Here is a 19105-nt window from a genome sequence, read left to right as displayed (position 1 = left end):
GCGACTGGTGCAGAGTAAGCTACGCAAATCCAAGGACGCATACCTAAGCGGTAAGAAAGTTCCCACTCACGACCCATGTAACAGAATACGCCAATCAGGAAGTGGAATACTACCAACTGGTAAGGACCACCGTTGTATAACCACTCATCTAAAGAAGCAGCTTCCCAGATTGGGTAGAAGTGAAGACCGATAGCGTTAGAAGAAGGAACTACGGCGCCGGAAATAATATTGTTTCCGTACATTAAGGAACCAGCTACTGGCTCACGAATACCGTCAATGTCAACGGGAGGTGCTGCTACAAATGCAATGATGAAGCAAGTTGTTGCTGCCAAAAGGGTAGGAATCATTAGTACGCCGAACCAACCAATGTAAAGGCGGTTTTCGGTGCTAGCGACCCAACGACAGAACTGTTCCCACACGTTCGCTGTTTCGCGACGTTGTAAAGTTGCGGTCATGGTTTTATAAGTGCGATTAGAAAATGAATATGTATACAAGCGATGTGCTTGCTTGTTTCTAATATAGTTTACATTGCTTAACAATTACAAGTAATGAGTGATTATCATTAGTTATCAAATATATCAGTGTTACTTATATAACTTGTAATTGTCTTGTGGAACGGGCATCCCTGCCCGTTTCAAGCTGAGGCGGGCAAGGATGCCCACCCCACAAGAGAAGTTTAGAAATTTTTTATTTAGAAGTCTTTTAAGAAACACTTAGTTTTTTGTATTGATTTGCTGTTTCCTCTCCAAATCCTCCAGCTTCAATATGGCGAATTATTGATTGCACAATTGGTAAAGCAATGCTCATGCCAAATAAAGCGTTAAACCCAGCAACCACGATAGGCGCCGATAGTAGTACAGTTAGTTCAGGGATAAGTGCTAAGACAACCACGAAAATGAGAAAGAATATAGGAGTTGCAATACCCGTTTTGATGACTTCTTTAAGAATTAAATCTTTATACTGCTCAACTGTGATATCTCCACGCTGTAAATCAAGCGAGTAAGATATAGCGACAACTATAGCTTGAGTCAACATTGCGGCGCCTGTTGCTGTAATACCAAGTTTTGCTATAGTGGCTGAATTCCTGAGTATTGAGTCAACTGCATTGTACACGCGAATATAAGCTTGCTCACCTGGTGTCATTATATTGGCGCCACGACGAATATTATCGGCGCCTATTTCCCACACTATATTATCGGCGCCGTTGCTTCCTCCTTTAGAATGAGGATGAATATGGCTACCGTGTTTGTCTGATAAAAATTGGCGAATGTCTCTTTCGGAGGCGCCCAACTTTGATGTACCTGGTATTTTGTTAAATAACTTCATTACATCCGCATCACTTCTGGGTGCTTCCCCAACCCTTACACCTGCTCTATATTTCAACCTGTTAGCAATTTTGGGCATTTCAACTAGTAATTGTTGCGCTGTTTGGGGTAAGTCCTTGAGAGCGGCGCCAATAACTACACCAGATGTCGCAAATGCAACTGTTGTAGAAGCAGTATTACTTATAGATTTTCCAGCGTTTTGAATAGCTTCTACACCTGGTTGCACTGTATTAGTGACTGTTGCTATTGCTCCTGCTGTGGTATTTTCAACAGCAACTTTAATTTCATTCGCTGCATCAGAAACGGTATTGATAGCATCTGTAGTAGTTTTTTTAACTTGATTGATGAAATCCATTTTTATACTGCCAAGTTTTGATTATCAGTAATATTTACAGCTTGGCATTACTATATCCGGTTTGTCTAGACTGTAAGTATATATAGTTACATAACTAAGAAAAAGGAGATGTGCAGTACACATCCCCTATGAGGTGCAATAATGTGAAAATCTTAAACTAGCTTTGAAAACGGCGCCATTCATGAATTAGTAAATAAAATTAGTTTCGCCGCGCTTTATTAAAATAACTAACTATGAATACACTTACTGTTACGAAAAAAATCAAATATTTTTAGTAATTATTTTGTACTAAATCGTAATCCCGTGGATGGAATTCCTGGGTTGAATAAAAAGTGAGTAAAAACTGAATAATTTTTGGACTGGTTTGTAAGCAGTGGCATCTGGCAACATTTAGACGAATAAAATGCAAGGTAAATACTTATGAAATGCAAAGGGGTATGGAAGCTGGGCGCCATCAGCTTAGGTTTAATATTAACTGTACTAACATTCGTGCCCAAATATGTGCAAGCATCTGACCATGATGATGGTGAGGTTGATACCAAGGGTAGAAATGTTAATTTAACTGACTTGTATGTGTTTCGTGAACAAGACGAGAATCCGAGCGTGCGTCAAGATGATTTGATATTTGTAATGAATACGAACCCGCGTTCAGTCGCACGGCAACAATATTTTTTCAGTACTAATGCACTTTATGAATTTAAAGTTACGCGCGTTGCTAACAAAAATGAAACACCTACAGGGAAACAAGATGTAACTTTACGTTTCCAATTTGGCGCCCCTAATAATAGAGGTGAGCAAGATTTTGTGTTAACCGCTGTTATGGATGGTTCTCGTCAGGAAGTCGCGAAGGGTACAACCACACCGCTCAATGCAAATCCCACTATTAATGAATTTATTTTAGGTAACTCCAGAGTCAGTGTATTTGCTGGTTTACGTGAAGACCCGTTCTTCTTTGATGTAGAACAATTTTTCAGAGTCCGTGCAGGTGCTTTAGGTATTGGGCCTGCCGTTGGGTTTCGTCCCCCTGAAAAAGCTATAGACTTTGCTACAGGTTACAACGTTAACGCAATAGTTGTTCGTGTTCCCCGCAAATTACTACAAGGACGCACTGATACAACCACTTTTGATGTTTGGCAAACGATTTCGGTACGCGATGCTCGCACAGGTAGATTTCGACAATTTGAACGTTTGGGGCGCCCTGGTGTTAACGAAGGTTTAATTGTGAATAATGATTTGTTGAATATCTTTAACAGTGTTCCACCCACCGTTGACTTGAGTCCTGCTGCTGCTCCCATTGGCGCCGAGGCTACAAAAACCCTTAAAGCTTTGGGTAATGATGACCAACGTACTGCGGCTTTACTTGGTGCATTTCTACCTGATGTAATGCGGATTGATACAACAGTGAGTAGTGGTTACGGTAATGCGCTCAACGCTAAAGGTAGCCCAATTACTGGACGTAAATTAACCGATGACGTAATTGATACTACCCTCAGTGTTCTCACCAACGGTAAAGTTACCAGCGATAACGTTTCCTACGCAGGTACACCCGGAAATCCTGCACAAGGACATAAACCTTTAGAAAGAGAGTTTCCTTATTTGGCACTGCCTAATTAATAGTCTGTGTCATAAGTTTTGGGGTGTAGAAAAATTGGCAACGGATGATGAACGGATGTAACGGATAAGTAATTTTAAATAACTGGACGAAAGTTTGTAGCAAATAAATCATCCGTTACATCCGTTACATCTGTTGCAAACCAACACACCAAAATTTTTGACACAAACCATTAGTAGATAAACATATACACTACACAACAATGCACAATAATGATAAAAACCTTTTACAAGCCAAAAATCAAATGGCTTAAATTACTAATTCCACTCCTCATCACTCTCCCTCTTTCAGGTATCCTTCTTACCAAAACCTTATTCAAACAAGATATTCCATCTTCCTACCGCTACCAGTTTACAGAAAAAATACCAGGTACAACCGACACCACCAAACTAATTATTAACGAAATCACTTTTTACAAAGAACGCAACCGACTACAACCTGATAGTGGACTTAACCATGCTGCGTTAGCCAAAGCTTACCTTAAATTAGCGCGCGCTACAGGACAAAATAGTTGGTATCTTCTAGCAGAAACAACTGCCCAACGTTCACTTCAGCTACTACCTTTTGATAATAATGGTGCAATTATCGTACTCGCGCGCACTGCTCAAGCTCAACATAACTTCACAGAAGCATTGAGACTATCGGAACAAGTACTTAAATCTCAACCTAGTAACGAGGATGCACTCTCAATTATTGTCACATCCAACTTAGCGATGGGCAAATTAGATACCGCTAGAAAAGCAGCAGACTTACTTGTGCAACATATACCCAGTCAAGCAAGCTTAACTTTACAAGCTTTAGTGCAAACCGCTCAAGGACAACATTATATAGCAATAGACACATTTAAATCTGCTATTGCAGTGGAGGAAGCAGGGGAAAACGGTACTTCAGCTTGGACGCGCGTTGCTTTGGGTCGTATTTATTACAAACAAGGGAAATTAGATTTAGCGAGTGGTTTGTACCGGGAAGCTTTACGAATTTTAACCAAATATCCCCTAGCAATTTTACACTTAGCCGAATTAGAAACTCGTCGAGGTAATTATGGCGCCGCAGAAAATTATTATAATCAAATCCGCGTATACTCCTCTGGCGCCTCTACAACTTTTGACCACGCAGTTTTACATGGCAAAGCCAAAATCAAGCAATTACAAGGTGATGAAAAAAGTGCAAATGTATTTTTCACAAAAGCAGAAACATTGTTGCGTCAAGAAAACTCCAGCATAAATGGTTCGTTTGGACATCGACGCGAGTTGGTGAGATTATTACTCGAACGTGGTAAATCCAAGGATGTTACAGAAGCATTATCACTCATACAAACCGAAGTTAAGATTCGTCGGGATGCACAAACTTTGGATACACTTGCTTGGGCATTATTACGTAATGGGAAAAATCAAGAAGCGCAGAAAATTATTCAAGAAGCATTGCAGTTAGGTACACGCGATGCAGCAATATTATACCGTGCCGCAACGATTGAAAAAGCATTATTAAATAATGCACAAGCGATGGAATACGAACAGCGAATCAAAGTAATTGACCCTTCTTTTGATACCCAAGCAAAACGGATATCTGGAATAGATTATTTGGGATTTTAAATAGAAATTTTAATTTAGGTTAAATTATGAAAACTAAATGGCGCCGATACAAACTATACATTATCTCATTTGTCACCATGTTCTTAGTTATAATTGGCTTTGCGTCTCCAAGCCAAGCGCACTGGGCTGATTTAGCAGTAGCAGAAATTAATATTGGTGATACACAAACCGCAATTACACTGACTTTACCCACAGGTTTAGTAGCATTAGCAGATGATAATCGTGATGGAAAAATTACCACTCTGGAAGTAGAAAAACATCAAGTGGAACTAGCAAACTTTTTGCACTCGCGCGTTCGGTTTAGAGATACAACTAAACAAAACCCGACTTTACAGGTTACTTCTACAACACCACCAGCAAATTTACAAGCAACCTCAACACACACTACCTTGCAACTAAATTACACTTGGCAGCAACCACCCAAAAATTTAAAGATACACTACGACTTATTTGTACCTGACGCACCAGCAGCGCATTGTCTAGCAACAATTTATCATGCAGGAAAAGTAGAAAACGTCATTTTTAATCCGCGAAGCCGTGAATTTTCATTATCTCCAAATTCCAAATGGCAATTTACAGCAAGCTTTGCAGCTATAATTGCTGCATTATTTTGGGGCGCCGTACATGCAATGTCACCCGGACATGGTAAAACTCTGGTTGGAGCATATTTAGTAGGTTCGCGCGCGACTCCGAAACATGCTGTATTTTTAGGATTAACAACAACACTAACCCATACAATAGGTGTGTTTACCTTGGGTTTACTAACATTATTTGCTTCCCGCTATATAGTCGCAGAAAGTCTTTACCCTTGGTTAAATTTGATATCAGGTGTAATTGTAATAGTTATTGGTGTAAATTTATTAATTCGGCGCCTATCTCATACACATCATCATCACCACCACCATCATGAACATGAACATGAACATGAACATCATCTCCATCACCACCATCACTTACCTTCAGAAAACACACCCATTACTTGGAGTAGTCTCATCGCATTAGGTATATCTGGTGGAATTGTACCTTGTCCTTCGGCAATGGTTCTCTTACTCAGCGCTATAGCTACTGGACATATAGCTTTTGGTTTAATATTGGTTCTTTCATTTAGTTTAGGACTCGCAGGAGTACTTACAACTATAGGATTATTACTTGTTTACTGCAAAAATAGATTTGAAAAGCTGCCAAAAACTAATCGATTTTTCCGTTTTGTACCTATTGCCAGCGCAATATGTATCTGTTTAATTGGCGTAGGAATATCTTTACAAGCATTTATACAAACCCAGACTTAGAGGACGTTTAAAAAGTTATATTTAATACGTAATATGAATGTTTAATCCCCCCTGACCCCCCTTAATAAGGGGGGAAAAAAAGTCATTTAAGCCCCCCTTAATAAGGGGGGTTGGGGGGATTTCCCAAGCTTATAGTTGAATTTTATACTTTTGAAATAATTTCTTAGGGTATTATAGGATGTTATAAAAAACCGAGAGACATTATATCATATCCGGTTAATTACCAATAATTGCAACATTACTTATAGACGCGAAATTTCGCGTCTCTACAATGCGCTTTTCTATACTTCAATTTTCAAAGAATTAATTTTATTGAAGTACTTGATTTAACCAAGCTTCCAAGTCACTCAAAGCAGAAAAATCTAATAGCGCTTCCCCTAATGCTTCTAATTGCTCTGTAGACAATAAACTAACTCGTTCTATTATTGATGCATCAATCTCACCAAAACGGCGATTTAGTTGACGTAGAACTAAGCGTTGTCCTTCTTCGACTCTGCCTTCGGCTCTGCCTTCTTGCTTGGCAAGTTCGCGGTCTTGTTGATAAAGTGGCGCCAGTCTCATAAGTAACTCCGTTTCTTCTGTATCTTCTGGTTTATAAAATTCTAGATTTTGCTTGAAGTTGTACAAACATTCTAGCGTCGCTTGCTTGAAAGAGTTATTGTCTGATAACGAGATAAATTCATCAATGGCATTTTTCTGTGTTGTATCTCGACCTAACATCCTTAACCACAAAGTTTCAGACCGACTTGGTAACTCGTGTATAGCAACGATTGCTGTTCGTAATATATCTGCTGTAAGATATACGCCTGACATCCAGTTTGCGTCTGGGTCTGCTTTACATTTAGATAATATGTCATCCGATATCGTTGGTGTGAGAATCCATTGTTTTGGTATTGCTGTTTCGGACAAAACAGTTTTATTTCGCTTTGCTTCTCGCTGCAATGCTTTTTGAACTTCCAATACCCTGATTATACAATCAGAAATATCATCTTCTTGTACCGGATTACGAAACGGCTCAATTATTGCAGGGAACTCTGCAAACTTTCCAAGTAGACCCAGTGGTGCTAACTCAGGGTTTTGCAGCACACGAGGAGTAAATAAAATATCTATCATCTTTACTTCTGCTGCAACGCGACTTGGTGCTTTTATGGAACCAAAAGGCGCCAGTAAAGATTCGATAAAATCTTTACTAAACTGGTCATGTATGAATCGAGTCATTCAGTTTCTATTATAACTGTTTTGATAAATACCAAAATATCATTCTTGATAGTAACTTAGTATTAAATTCTGTAATAATTTGTGTGTATATAAAATCACTATTATTCTCATTCGATAAAACGTTTGCGCCAGGGTGCAAAGCTGTTTTTGTATGAATTAAACTCGCGCGTATACTGATGATAATGATTATTAACAGGTTAAAATAATATTTATCATTGTTTGAGGTTTTTCGTTTGGGTGAACAAATCTAGTGGTTCATGTCATTAATTTTGGGGTGTAGAGTTAAATCCCCCCAACCCCCCTTAATAAGGGGGGGCTAAGAATAGCTCTCTTGTTCCCCCCTTATTAAGGGGGGTTAGGGGGGATCAAAAATCTGCGTCAACACATCAAAACTTATGACACGAACCACTAGTTTCTGCTTGGAAAGGCGCCAATATTTGAATTGTGTAAAACCCCTCTCCAAACCTATCCTCGTGACGGGGAGAGGTTCACGATTACGAATAATTACAACATCAACCAAAAACTTTTGACTCAGGTAGGCTTGGACTGCTGTTACGAAAAATGTAGGGAACGGCAAGGCGCCTGACCCACCAATCTATAATGCCCCGTAAACCACGCGACCTCAAACCCGGATATTCCTACCACGTTACTACCCGCTGTAACAATCGCGAATTTAATTTAGTACGTCACGAATGTCGAGAGGTATTTATTTACGCGATAAAACAAGCAATGGATAAATTTGATTTTAAGCTTTACGGTGTATGCATAATGTCGAATCACATTCATTACTTACTCGAACCATTATTGCCCGAACACCTACCTAGAATAATGCATTGGCTAAACTGGTACACAGCAATGTGCTTTAATCGTATGTTGAATCGTACTGGTCATTTTTGGGAAAAGAGATATCACAGTTCAGGTTTTTATAAGCACGAGCATCAAAGTGCATTAAGGACATTGCGGTATATTCACGCTAATCCCAAAGCCGCAGGAATGCAACAGGGTTTTTTCTACGATTTCAGCAACTATGGTACTTATGATAGGTTAACCGATGATGGGTTAACTAAATGGCATCCTGCTTTTTTAACTTTGGGCAAAAGTCTAGAAGAATGTGCTGCAAGATACCGCGCGTTTTGTAAAAAGTATACACCCAAGTCGAAACCAGAGAAGCGCTACCACTGGGGTAGTAAGATGTTACCAAAGGTGATAAAAGGCAAGGGGAAAAAGAAATCATCACCTGGACAAATGAAGCTACCTTGGGATAATTGGGAAGTTACAGACTCAGAAGTGCGTGAGGTTGCAGAAAAGTTTGTAATGGCAAATTGTTATGACCAGAAAATTGCTGCACAATTTTTCAATGATGAATAATGAAGTTTGGGAGAGTGAAAATACATTATTTTCCGCAATTATCCGTCAAATTTCCCAGAACTCTCCTTGTCGGTGAATTTAATAAACCCTCGTACATACGTTATATACGTCATACGTAGAGACGTTACATGTAACGTCTCTACAGCGTGGGCAAAATTTATTTCGTACACGTAATATTGCTAAAAAACCCAATCCGAAATCGAAAATCCCCAATCCAGAAATCGAAAATCCCCAATCCAGAATCCCTAGTGCCAGGTATCGACCAGGTATCGAAATCCGGGAATGCTGATTATTGCGTGGAAAATGCTCGTGTAATAAATCTTTATAAAAGTCTGAAGCGCTTATATGTTACAGTTTACAAGTCGCAACGCGAGAAAAGAACCCATCTCGTATCAGTAATCCCCTCAAGGGTATCTCCATAGGGTAAACCCTCCCCAGGGTATCTCCATAGGGTAACCCACCTCGTACCGTAGGGTTTAAGGGGTCATCTTTTATACGCTCTATATAGTCTTCGTAGCGCATAAATCCACCTGAGCTTTGTCTTCTTCCTTCTGTTTCTTCTAGCTTATCATTATACCATCCAACTCGACGTGCGAAATTGTAATAGTTTTCGGTATCCTTGTCATTCCAGTCCTGGGGCTTTAATCCTAGCCTATTTCCCGTCTCTTTATAAATGTCTTTCTGTACGCTAAAGCCAAAATGCCCGTTTGAGTATTGCTTCCAATAATCATCAATTTCTTTTAGTTCTGTACAAGAAAATTGTTCTAGACTTTGAGTATCTAAAAAACCTTCTTTTTCTCTCTTAGCAATATGGAGCACAAGTTGGTCAGTTTTTCTGTCTGCCTCTTCCCAATTTTTTGCTTTCAAGTCTTTTGCTTCTAAGGAATATTTGAGTCCAGCGTATAAGTGATTTTTAAGAGAATCTCTCACTGTTTTCAAATCTTCTTGATTCTGATTTTTTATGAGTAAATTAATTAAACTTCGATAGCCCGATTCAATATCATTTGCTGAGAGAATTTGCTCTTTCTGATTTTGCTGAAACGGATTTATTTCGTTGGAATAGAAGGTTGGTTTTTGCCTTGAATATTTTTGAATAATTTGAAATGCTTCTTGATACGAATTTAAGGCTTTTGCATCATTTTTATTTTCCAGTATGTTACCTTCTATGTTCTTAGCTAAAATTTTAATCTGTACTCTTTGATTAATATTTATACTTTCTTTTTGGCTCTTATTCAGTTCTTCTAAACTTTTTTTAATTTCCGCATCTGCTTTAGGGTTGTTAAGTTGTTTATATGCTCGCGCTATTGAAGCAAGTAAAAGCGCTTGTTTAAGGTTATGGTTATTAACTCTAAAGGATAAACCAGCCTGTCTTAAAGCTTCATCTGACTCAAATGTCAGATTTTTATCTCGTAAGTCTCCGGCTAATTTAGATAGTTGTTGAACAGTTTCAACTTCTTTCTGTGCCAAAATAAGCTTATCTTTTAACTTTCCTACTTCTTGTTGCGCTTCTTGCGCTTTCTGTTGTGCTTCTATCGCTTTTCCATTAGCCTCATTAGCTCTAATTTGTGATTTATTAGCGTTACGTTGTCCTTCTTGAGCTTTTTCTTCTGCTTGTGCAGCCTTTTTTTGTTCTAATTTGGCTTTTTCTTTGGCTTTCTCGGCATCTTGATTAGCATTATTAGCATCTATTTTTGCATTTTGAGCTTGTTTTGTTGCTTCTAGCACTTTTTTATTAGCATCTTTAGCATTTTGTTCTGCTTTTTGAGCTTTTCCTCGTTCCTCTTGAGCTTTTTTGCTTGCTTGTTGTGCTTCTCGTCCGGCAACGTTAGCGGTTGCTTGTAAGCTTTGAACTTGCTGTTGAGATTCTCTAACTTTTTTCCCTTGTTCTTCCGCTTGTTTTTTAACATTTTTAAACTGTTGTTGTGCTTCTAGTGCTTTATTACCTTCTCCTGTTGCAAATATTCCTAACGTGACAGCAGCCAATAAAGTTAATAATAAAATAGCCGAACCATTACGAATCTGCCGTTTAGCTTTAATATTCGCTTCGGTTAATAATAGGTTCCTTTTCTCAGCCGCTTCTCTATCTTTCCTCTCCCTCTCCAACTGCGCTTCTTTTTTTTGTGCAGCAATTTCCTCTTGAGTTTCTTTGTTTCTACTATCGGCTAAAAACTCTTTATCTTGATGAGTTAAATTCTTATCCTTTGCCCATTCTTCAGCATCAAAGAGCGCATTGCCTCTCAAAAGTCGCGACTCATCGCTACATCCAGAAGCAACCCAAGCTCGAAACACTTCGGAATAAGGACGTAATTTTTTTAGCTCTGTATCAATCCAGTTTTGATTAAAGACCTGATAATAAATTGGGTTTAAAACTCGTAATTTATTTTCTCCCTTCACTACTAACCCTGACAGCATTAACTCACTTTGCTCAATGCTGTCATTATTTGTAATCTCCCCAGACGCGCGCACTTGCTGGTACAACTCCAATAAATACCCCGCACGTTCTTCATTCCGGAGTATTCTATCGCGAATAGTACGTAGATGTTCGGGAAAGTCTTGTGATTCCCAATTTTCAATTATTTTTGCTTTGACTATTTGCTCGACAGTACGGGGATTTGCTGTTTTTGATTCTTCAACCATGAACTGACATAGCTTTTGCGTCAAAAATGGTTGTCCTCCTGTCCAGTGTAATATTTCTTTGATTACCGCGCGCGTATCTTCAAAGTAAGGACTTAACCCTTTTTCTAACGGTTCCGCTTCATGCAGTTGAAACCCTTTGAGTATAATTGCTTGACCAATATTAAACGGGGTACGGTTTTTATCTGAGATTAAATTACTTGGCGATGCAACCCCTAGTAAACAAAAGGCAAGGCGGTTATACTCAGGATTATCGACTCGTTGATTGTGACAAGCGCGAATAAAAGCGAAAAAGTCATCGGTGGGAAACTTGAAACTGAGAACGCTATCTATCTCATCGATAAAAACAATAATATTCTCGCGAACTTCAACAAGCAAAACCTCTTCGATAAACTTGCGAAACCGAGATAATGGGGAAAGTAATTGGTATTTGCTCCACCATTTCCCTAACTCCACATCTAAATCAAAGCTTTCAATGAAATAATCTATCAAACCCACATACCACTGTTCCGGTGTCGCATCTTGAACACTATCGCTAGATAAATCTATCGATACACAAGCAACATCCGCATCTCGCAACCGTTGCATGGTTCGCACTCGCAAGCTAGATTTTCCCGATTGTCGGGAATTAAGAACGTAACAGAATTTACCAGCTTTGAGTCCTTCATATAATTCTTTATCAGCTTCGCGCTTTACATAGGTGCTTGCATTTTCTGGGAGACTACCGGAAAAAATGTATTGTTCTAACATAATGGGAGTTAGGAATTGTAGAGACGTGACATGTCACGTCTGTAGGGGAGTTAGGAATTTATACTGCAAACGAGTAGGTTATATTTAATGGCGCCTCTTTTACTTAAAGTACTAGTTTAAGTCATAAAATTTTGTGAGTTACACAGTATGTCCTCAAGCAAACGAAATTTTTAAGATGCTTCGTACCTTGAAATTTTTAAGATGCTTCGTTCCTCAGCATGACAGAAGTACGAATCTTAGCCTTTTGCAGTAGATATCTTAATAATTTTTCCTCTGTGTCCTCGGCGCCTCTGTGGTTAAAAAAATATGTGACTGCACAGGCAAGATGCCTATGCTACAAGACGCGCGCAAAAATATTGTTTATATAAATCGCAGCTAGGAATACAATCATTACCAGAAAGCTTTACTAGACCTAAACTCTGTAATTTAAAGCTAACCTCTGAATCAACAGGTACAGGATATTTAGCCATCACTACCTTTTTATAAGCATCTTTTAATAAAGGGTTATGCTGTAAGTTCCAGAGCAACTGACGTAAATGGTTTGCATAAATACCTTGTTCGGTTGGTGCAAGCTGTAAAAGCTGTTTGAGACTAGTTTGCTTATTTTTCAAGTTTGAAAATGCTTGTTGCACTAAATAAGGATGTCCTCCTACTAGCTCCATTAATTGATTTACTCCTTGTTCTCCAACTTTCCCGTTTAAGTGATATCCTCTAGCTACTGCTTCTACCTGACCCTGAGTAAATTCTGGTAAGTCAACCGCTAACCCAACGTTAAACGGAGAATAGTTGGTATCGAGTGTAGGATAAGCATCTGTGGAATGAACGACAATTAAGCGCATTTTTTTCCAAATGTTGCCTATCTTATCCCCTTGTTTGGCTTTTTCATACCAACTTCGCAGGAGTTTGCTAAATTCGGAGAATATATCAGGGTATTCAAACAGTAGTTCAAAGTTATCTATGGCAAGTACAAGCGGATTTTCAATATTGGTCAATAAATAGCGTTGAAAGTAACGAGTACAGTTTTTATTTAATCCATATATATCTTCCCAATGCTCCGATAGCTTCGTTTCCATATCCAAACTATCGGAAACATCCGCACACAACCATTGTAAAAAGCTTTGTAAGTTATCAAGTACCGAACTATCTGCTAGCTTTAAATCTAGTTTTGCTGTTGCATAACCCTGTTCGCTAGCATAAGAGAGCAAATTTTCTGATAGTGAAGTCTTGCCCATTTTAGTTGGCGCCTTAATTCGTATCAAGGCGCCTGTATGTAAAATGGTTTCATAGCATTTTGTCTCTATTGGCGGTCGGTTAATATATATATCGGTATCAAAGTTATTATCAGCGGTATCTGGCAATTCTACCTGAGATTGTGATTCGGATGGCGCCTGTAAATCATCTTTTGTAACTAACTGCGGTATTAACTCCTGGGGTATTCCCGCAATTTTAATCAAACTGCGACCTAGTTCATAAGCAAATTTATAACCTTTACCTGCTCCTAACGCATCGTAAAAACCTACAGCAAACTCTAATGCTGCTCTATCTTCAATTGTATTACTCATACCCACCACATAATTGATATGTCGGGCTATTTCCTTTGCTTGATATTCAGAGTAGCAAGCATTGAGAACAACGCACTCTACTTGCTCGCTAAAGAGTTGGAATAATTGAGCTAAAGCTGCTGCATCAATAAATCTAGTTTGACCTGCCTCCGATTCAAATAGCAACCCTTCCTCACCCGCACCATGTCCAGAAAAATGTATAATTTGCGGCTCGTAATCGAGAATAGCTCTGTGGATATCCCTATACCTAACTGCTTCTGCTGTGTTGATTATATATTTGTCACGGTGCTTAGAACGCTTTAAACCCTCTTTAATTTCACGCATTTCCTCATCTAGACGCAATCTAGATGTACTGAGAGGATTTGCGGACATTAATAGAATTTTAGTATAAAATTTATCGTCCATATTAACCAGTAAGTTTAATATTGAGGGCTATATCAAATTAGAGATATAGATTTATATAGGTAGATTTTAGGTAAATATATGCAAATTGAACTTTGTTTGTTTATATTTTACATGAATAACCATTCTCAAGTAATTTAGGTATTGTTAAGAAAGTTGGCAACGGATGTAACGGATGTAACGGATAAGTTATTGGTTACAAACAAAGTCTAATGGTTTGTGTGATTAATTTTGGTGGGTTGAAACAAATCCCCCCCAACCCCCCTTAATAAGGGGGGCTAAGAAAAACTTCTTTTACCCCCCTTATTAAGGGGGGCAGGGGGGATTAAAATATAGAGCTATGAATCTACACTATTGAATCAAATCTGATTAATGAAGCGCCTTTTTAAAATAATTCTTGCACTTGGAGTACTTTCAACGCTCTGTGTTCCAGCAGCAATTTTAGTAATTGATGGGTTACATGATGATATTCATCAAGCAGATAGTGCTGTGGTGCTTGGTAATAAAGTCGAAACCAATGGGAAACCCTCACCTCGTTTACAAGCGAGATTAGATAAAACAATTCAATTGTATCAACAAGGTTTGTTTGCAAATGTAATTGTAAGTGGTGGAGTGGGTATTGAAGGTTTTGACGAAGCAGTAGTTATGAAACAGTACCTCGTTGCTCATGGAATACCAGAAGCGCGTATTTATGTAGATAGCAAAGGTAACACAACTTATTTAACTGCTAAAAACACCGCTCGCATTATGAAAGAAAATAATTGGCAAAGTGTAATGGTTATTTCTCAATACTTCCATATACCCCGCTCTAAGCTAGCGCTAAATAAATTTGGTATTTCTCAAGTTTACTCAGCCCATGCTAATTTTTACGAATTACGAGATGTTTACTCTACTGCTAGAGAGGTGGTTGGTTATGCATCTTACTTATTCCGCACTTATGATGCTAAGTGACAAGCGGGACGGTTAGCTATCCTGCGGGATGAATTATATTGTCGTGACGTTGTGTGTATAATACAGGTAGATGTTTAAATACAATCTATAAAATGCAAAGCCAGTCTGAATCGAAATCTGAAAGAATTGATATTCGTACAAGTCCCGCTGTTAAGAAATTGTTACAGCAGGCAGCATCCGCGTCACACAAGAATGTCAGCGAGTTTTTGCTAGAGCATGGGTTAACAGCAGCATCAGAAACATTAACAAATCGCGTTTTATTTGTGTTGGATGATGAAAAATGGCAAGCTTTTCAAGAAGCCTTAGACCGTCCTACACAAGATAAGCCTAATTTAAAACGTCTTTTGACAGAGCCAAGTGTGTTTGAATAAGGTATTTTTGGTTTGTGCTAAAAATCGAAAAATTATCGGCAACTCATAATATTGAAGATTTTGACTGTGGAAATTCAGATTTGAATCGCTTTCTCCAACGTTATGCTTTTCAGAACCAACAGTCCAACAGCGCCCAAACTTATGTAGGTTGTTTAGATGAACGTGTAATTGGCTACTACAGTTTAACCGTCGGCGCCGTTATGCACGATGAGGCGCCAACTCGTGTGTCTAAAGGGTTGGCGAAACATCCTATACCAGTAATGATTTTGGCTCGTTTAGCAGTATCTAAGAGAGAACAAGGAAAAGGAATAGGTAAGGGATTATTGAAAGATGCATTAAAGCGAACATATCAAGCCGCTGATATAGCAGGAATAAGGGCATTGCTTGTTCACGCTAAAGATGATAGCGCGCGCGCTTGGTATGAAAAGTTTGATTTTGAATCTAGTCCAACCGACCTCCTACATCTCTTTTTATTGATGAAGGATATCAAGAAAATATTGCAATCTTGATAACGAGTAAATCCCCCCTGCCCCCCTTGGTAAGGGGGGAATAGGAATCATTCTTAGCCCCCCTTACCAAGGGGGGTTGGGGGGATCAACTCTTATAACTCAATACCAACTCGATAGCAACTCAATATTCTCCACTCTAAACTCAGGCGCCAAAGGTTAAGTTTTCCTTTAGTAAATACGCGGAAAATAGACGATATGGAAGTAAGAGGCGATTTTTGGCTTGTTTAAGGCGGAAATTTAAGAAGTTAATATAAGTTTACAAAGTCATTAAAATATCACAAAGATAGTATAAATAGTAAGCAACATTGGGTTAAGACAGTGAACAATACCCATAGCTAGATATTAGAGTAGGCATCCCTCTATGCAGCCCATTCGCACTTTTAACGTATCACCATCTTTACCATCTCGACTAGAACCATTGCGAAAACTCGCATATAACTTGCATTGGGATTGGAATGTAGAAGCAAAAGACTTATTTCGGCGCCTAGACCCCAATTTATGGGAAAGTAGTCGTCACAACCCAGTATTGATGCTGGGTACAATTAGCCAAGCGCGTTTAACGGAAGTAGTGGAAGATGAAGGCTTCCTGGCGCAAATGGGTCGTGCAGCGCAACAATTAGAAGATTATCTGAAAGAACGCACCTGGTATCAAAAACAGCGTGCAGGTAAACCAAAGGAATGTTACGCTTACTTTTCTGCTGAGTTTGGGTTGGCTGACTGCTTACCTGTATATTCAGGTGGTTTAGGAGTTTTGGCTGGGGATCACCTCAAGAGTGCTAGTGACTTAGGTTTACCTTTGGTTGGTGTTGGTTTACTTTATCAGCAAGGATATTTCGCACAGTACCTCAACGCTGATGGTTGGCAACAAGAACGTTACCCCATCAACGATTTTTACAACATGCCGTTACACCTCGAACGATCTGAGGACGGTTCGGAGTTAATAATTGAGGTAGAATACCCTGGACGCAAGGTTTACGCGCGTGTGTGGCGAGTTCAAGTAGGGTCTGTACCACTCTACATGCTCGATACTAATATTGAGCCAAATAATCCTTACGACCATAATATTACCGACCAGTTATATGGTGGTGATATCGACATGCGTATCCACCAAGAAATTATGCTTGGTATTGGTGGTGTGCGGATGCTTAAAGCTTTGGGTTACGATGTAACTTCGTACCACATGAACGAAGGACATGCGGCGTTTTCAGCATTAGAACGTATCCGCATCTACATTCAAGAGAAAGGTTTGAATTATTCAACCGCGCGGCAAGTTGTAATTTCCTCGAATATCTTTACTACCCATACCCCTGTACCTGCTGGAATAGATTTGTTCTCGCCTGACAAGATGCTGCATTACCTGGGGTATTACGCTGATATTTTCGGCATGAACAAAGAGCAATTTCTCGGTTTAGGTCGAGAGAATACGGGTGATTTGTCGGCGCCGTTTAGTATGGCGGTACTGGCTTTAAAGATGGCAACTTTCTCGAACGGTGTAGCACAGTTACACGGAGTTGTATCGCGTCAGATGTTCAAGGGACTATGGCAAGGTGTACCTGTTGATGAAGTACCTATTGGCGCCATTACAAACGGTGTACATGCTCGTAGCTGTGTAGCAAAATCAACACAAGAACTATACGACCGTTATTTAGGACCCAACTGGTCATCGGCAGCTGTAGATAGTCCGTTATGGGAACGTATGGACGCCATACCAGATGAGGAATTGTGGCGTAACCATGAACGTTGTCGCTTGGATATGGTACTTTATGTACGTGACCGTTTGGTTAAACACCTGCGTGATAGAGGCGCCTCACCATCAGAGATAGCGCAAGCGCAAGAAGTTCTTGACCCGAAAGTATTTACAATTGGTTTTGCCCGCCGTTTTGCCACTTATAAACGTGCGACACTCTGGATGAGCGATATCGAGCGCATCAGAAAGATTATATTGGCAAACAAAGACCGTAAAGTACAGTTTGTAATTTCTGGTAAAGCACACCCCAAAGATATCCCAGGTAAAGAACTTATTCGCGATATTAACCACTTTATTGAAGAAGAAGGCTTACAAAAACAAATCGTCTTTGTTCCTAATTATGATATTTACATCGCACGGTTGATGGTGTCGGGTTGCGATATCTGGTTAAATACACCAAGGCGCCCACGCGAAGCTTCGGGAACAAGCGGTATGAAAGCGGCAATGAACGGCTTACCAAATTTGAGCGTTCTTGATGGCTGGTGGGACGAAGCAGACTATGTAAGCACAGGTTGGGCTATTGGACATGGTGAAATGTACGATGACCCCAACTACCAAGACGAAATCGAAGCAAATGCGCTATACGATTTATTAGAGAAAGAAGTCGTGCCATTGTTCTACGACCGTGACGCTGACGCATTACCGAGACATTGGGTAGCGAAAATGAAAGATGCAATTCGCTTGAATTGTCCTTTCTTCAACACCGCACGGATGGTAGGAGAATATGCACAACGCGCGTATTTCCCAGCTAGCGACCGTTACCACAATCTCATAGCAAATAATTACGCTCCAGCTAAAGAACTTGCAGATTGGAAAGACAAATTAAGAACCAGTTGGTTTAATATCAAAATCAAAGATATTAACGTATCATCTGGAACTGATATTTTAGTTAACCAAACTGTTAGTGTTACAGCAAAAGTTGACTTGGCTTCCTTGAAAAAAGACGATGTGCAAGTTGAATTATATCAAGGCGCCATCGATGCCAACGGCGAAATTGTCAACGGTGAACCTGTTGTAATGGAATACAAAGGCACCGACGAAAACGATTTAAGTACTTACACAGCCGAAATTGTATACAATACATCCGGCTTACAAGGATTATCACTGCGCGTACTTCCAAAACACGAATACCTATCAAGCGCTTACGAACCCAGATTAATCGTTTGGGCAGAGTAAGAGTAATCAGTAGAAAGTGCTGAGTGCTGAGTGCTGAGTAGTAAGTGCTTAGTAAAATATAACTTTTGTGGAGCGGGCATCCTTGCCCGCCCTTCTTATTAGAGCTTATTGCGAGAAAGCGAATTTATTTTTAACATTGCTTATTATTACTTGCCATAATAGACAAATAAAAGATTAGCTATACTATTTTTACTATTGAAATAGTATAGGGACATTATACAGAAGAAATAAAACTGTTTTAATA

Annotated in this window: 13 protein-coding genes; 8 read left to right on the top strand and 5 right to left on the bottom strand. The window is 39.3% G+C overall.

The annotated features are described in order from the left end of the window. The coding region (locus DSM106972_RS54365) for a photosynthetic reaction center family protein (protein ID WP_459178371.1) at positions 1–455 on the bottom strand (455 nt) is incomplete at its 3' end. A gap of 247 nt (positions 456–702) precedes the next feature. Further along, positions 703–1680, bottom strand: coding sequence for an HNH endonuclease (locus tag DSM106972_RS43665; RefSeq protein WP_127086581.1), 978 nt, complete (start codon positions 1678–1680; stop codon positions 703–705). Between the two features lie 420 nt (positions 1681–2100). Here DSM106972_RS43665 and DSM106972_RS43660 point away from each other — a divergent pair, with 420 nt between their 5' ends. The 3 genes from DSM106972_RS43660 (at position 2101) to DSM106972_RS43650 (ending at position 6173) form a co-directional block, all read left to right on the top strand. Next, positions 2101–3294 (top strand): DUF4331 domain-containing protein, encoded by a 1194-nt coding sequence (locus DSM106972_RS43660; protein WP_127086580.1) that lies wholly within the window; start codon positions 2101–2103, stop codon positions 3292–3294. Between the two features lie 210 nt (positions 3295–3504). Continuing rightward, complete coding sequence (locus tag DSM106972_RS43655) at positions 3505–4884, top strand: tetratricopeptide repeat protein (RefSeq protein ID WP_127086579.1); 1380 nt, start codon at positions 3505–3507, stop codon at positions 4882–4884. A 26-nt stretch (positions 4885–4910) separates the two neighbouring features. Then, positions 4911–6173, top strand: a complete 1263-nt coding sequence (locus tag DSM106972_RS43650) for a nickel/cobalt transporter (protein ID WP_127086578.1) — start codon at positions 4911–4913, stop codon at positions 6171–6173. A 309-nt stretch (positions 6174–6482) separates the two neighbouring features. Here the strand turns inward: DSM106972_RS43650 and DSM106972_RS43645 are convergent, their stop codons facing one another. Further along, positions 6483–7391: a DUF4351 domain-containing protein gene (locus DSM106972_RS43645; protein ID WP_127086577.1), complete on the bottom strand. Its 909-nt coding sequence runs from the start codon at positions 7389–7391 to the stop codon at positions 6483–6485. A gap of 600 nt (positions 7392–7991) precedes the next feature. Here DSM106972_RS43645 and DSM106972_RS43640 point away from each other — a divergent pair. Continuing rightward, positions 7992–8759, top strand: a complete 768-nt coding sequence (locus tag DSM106972_RS43640; protein ID WP_127086576.1) for a transposase — start codon at positions 7992–7994, stop codon at positions 8757–8759. 348 nt (positions 8760–9107) lie between these two features. Here the strand turns inward: DSM106972_RS43640 and DSM106972_RS51825 are convergent, their stop codons facing one another. Then, the gene (locus DSM106972_RS51825; RefSeq protein WP_158632970.1) at positions 9108–12143 is read right to left on the bottom strand and encodes an AAA-like domain-containing protein; all 3036 of its coding nucleotides are present in this window, start codon (positions 12141–12143) and stop codon (positions 9108–9110) included. Positions 12144–12472: 329 nt separating this feature from the next. Continuing rightward, a complete protein-coding gene (locus DSM106972_RS43630; RefSeq protein WP_233787057.1) occupies positions 12473–14077 on the bottom strand; it encodes an AAA-like domain-containing protein in 1605 nt (534 codons plus the stop codon). A 402-nt stretch (positions 14078–14479) separates the two neighbouring features. On the opposite strand from DSM106972_RS43630, the gene DSM106972_RS43625 reads away from it, so the two are divergent. The 4 genes from DSM106972_RS43625 to glgP all read left to right on the top strand — a co-directional run bounded on the left by DSM106972_RS43625 (position 14480) and on the right by glgP (position 18861). Next, the gene (locus DSM106972_RS43625; protein ID WP_127086574.1) at positions 14480–15058 is read left to right on the top strand and encodes a YdcF family protein; all 579 of its coding nucleotides are present in this window, start codon (positions 14480–14482) and stop codon (positions 15056–15058) included. A 92-nt stretch (positions 15059–15150) separates the two neighbouring features. After that, entirely contained in the window at positions 15151–15429 is a 279-nt protein-coding gene (locus tag DSM106972_RS43620) for a type II toxin-antitoxin system TacA family antitoxin (RefSeq protein ID WP_127086573.1), read from the top strand. 14 nt (positions 15430–15443) lie between these two features. Continuing rightward, positions 15444–15938 carry a GNAT family N-acetyltransferase gene (locus DSM106972_RS43615; RefSeq protein ID WP_127086572.1) on the top strand — a complete coding sequence of 165 codons (495 nt, stop codon included), beginning with the start codon at positions 15444–15446 and terminating at the stop codon, positions 15936–15938. A 361-nt stretch (positions 15939–16299) separates the two neighbouring features. Continuing rightward, positions 16300–18861, top strand: a complete 2562-nt coding sequence (gene glgP / locus DSM106972_RS43610; protein ID WP_127086571.1) for an alpha-glucan family phosphorylase — start codon at positions 16300–16302, stop codon at positions 18859–18861. Positions 18862–19105: the final 244 nt, after the last annotated feature.

Origin of the sequence: Dulcicalothrix desertica PCC 7102, from assembly GCF_003991905.1 — a bacterium.
Taxonomy (GTDB): domain Bacteria; phylum Cyanobacteriota; class Cyanobacteriia; order Cyanobacteriales; family Nostocaceae; genus Dulcicalothrix; species Dulcicalothrix desertica.
The sequence above is the reverse complement of the archived record's forward strand: the minus strand, read 5'-3'. Positions and strand labels throughout refer to the sequence as shown.